1 protein-coding gene is annotated in these 1,923 nt (G+C 72.4%); it reads left to right on the forward strand.

Annotated features, from left to right (window positions below):
- A partial coding sequence (locus QH283_RS21645) for a condensation domain-containing protein (protein ID WP_280504805.1) occupies positions 1-1,923 on the forward strand: 1,923 nt, incomplete at both ends.

Below are 1,923 nucleotides of genomic sequence, written 5' to 3' on the forward strand. Positions count from 1 at the left end.
ATCGTGGCCACGGTCTACGCCGAGGTGCTCGGCCTCGACCAGAGCGCGCGGATCGGCCTCGACGACGACTTCTTCGCCTGGGGCGGCAACTCGCTGCTCGCCACGCAGGTCGCCTCGCGCCTCGGCGCGGCGCTGAACACCCGGGTGCCGGTGCGCCTGCTGTTCGAGGCGCCGACGGTCGCCGCCCTGGCGGTGCGCGTCGAGCAGCAGGCCGGTGCGGGCAGGCTCGCCCTGACCGCCCGCCCGCGGCCCGAGCGCATCCCGCTGTCGCTGGCCCAGCAGCGCATGTGGTTCCTCAACCGCTTCGACTCCAGCTCGTCGGCCTACAACGTGCCGATGGCCGTGCGGCTGTCCGGCGAGCTGGACGTGGACGCGCTGCGCGCGGCCATCGCCGACCTGATCGCCCGGCACGAGGTGCTGCGCACGGTCTACCCGGAGATCGACGGTGAACCGGTGCAGCTGATCCTGGCCCCCGGCCAGGTGCGGGTGCCGCTGGAGACCCGGGCCATGACCTCGGCCGAGGTCCCGGCCGCGGTGGTCGAACTGGTGGGCCTGCCGTTCGAGGTCACTGACCAGGTGCCGGTGCGGGTCGCGCTGTTCGAGATCACCGACGCGGTGGACGAGAACGGCGCCCCGGCGGCGGAATTCGTGATCGCGATGGTGGTGCACCACATCGCGGGCGACGGCTCGTCGTTCGCGCCGCTGGTGCGCGACCTGATGACCGCCTACGTGGCCCGCCGCGCCGGTGAGGCCCCGAACTGGACGCCGCTGGCGGTGCAGTACGCGGACTTCAGCATCTGGCAGCGCGAGCTGCTCGGCAGCGAGGACGACCCGAACTCGCTGATGTCCGGCCAGCTGGCGTACTGGCGGAGCGCACTGGCGGACCTGCCCGAGCAGCTCGACCTGCCGTCGGACCGCCCGCGCCCGGCGACCCAGTCCTTCCGCGGCGGCTCGGTGCCGGTGCGCATCGACGCCGACACCCACCGCGCGCTGATCGGCGTCGGCCAGGACCAGAGCGCCACGCTGTTCATGGTCGTGCACACCGCGCTGGCGGTGCTGCTCTCGCGCCTGTCCGGCGCGGAGGACCTGGCCATCGGCACGCCCATCGCCGGTCGCGGCGAGGCGGCGCTCGAGGACCTGATCGGCACCTTCATCAACACGCTGGTGTTCCGCAGCCGCATCGACACGGCCGAGCCGTTCGAGACGCTGCTCGCCCGCCAGCGCGAGATCGACATCCAGGCGTTCGCGCACGCCGACGTGCCGTTCGAGCGTCTCGTCGAGGTGCTCAACCCGGCCCGTTCGCAGGCGCGGCACCCGCTGTTCCAGGTGGGCCTGTCGTTCCAGAACCAGACCAGGGCCACGCTGGAACTGCCCGGCCTCACGGTCTCCGGGGTGGACTTCGACACCGAGATGTCGCAGTTCGACCTGCACCTGATCCTCACCGACACCTACGACGAGCAGGGTGGGCCCACCGGCATCGCCGGCGTGCTCACCTACGCGAGCGATCTGTTCGACCGGTCGACGGTGGAGGTGTTCACCGAACGCTTCCTGCGCCTGATCGACGCGGTCGTCGCGGCACCGGCCACCCCGGTGGGCGATCTGCCGCTGCTGTCGGAGCCGGAGCGGCTGGAGCTGGTCGCGCAGCGCAACGACACCGCGCACCCGCTGACGCCCGCGCTGCTGCTCGACGGCTACCGCCGGGCGGTCGCCGAGCACGCCGACCTGGTCGCGCTGTCCTACGAGGGCACCTCGCTGACCTACCGCGAATTCGACGAGCGGGTGAACGCCCTGGCGCGCCTGCTGATCTCGCGCGGCGTCGGCGCGGAATCCCTGGTCGGCCTCGCGGTCCGGCGCTCGCTGGACCTGGTGGTCGGCATGTACGCGATCGTGACCGCGGGCGGCGCGTATGTGCCGCTCGACCCG

Origin of the sequence: Nocardia farcinica, from assembly GCF_029867845.1 — a bacterium.
GTDB classification, from domain to species: domain Bacteria; phylum Actinomycetota; class Actinomycetes; order Mycobacteriales; family Mycobacteriaceae; genus Nocardia; species Nocardia farcinica_A.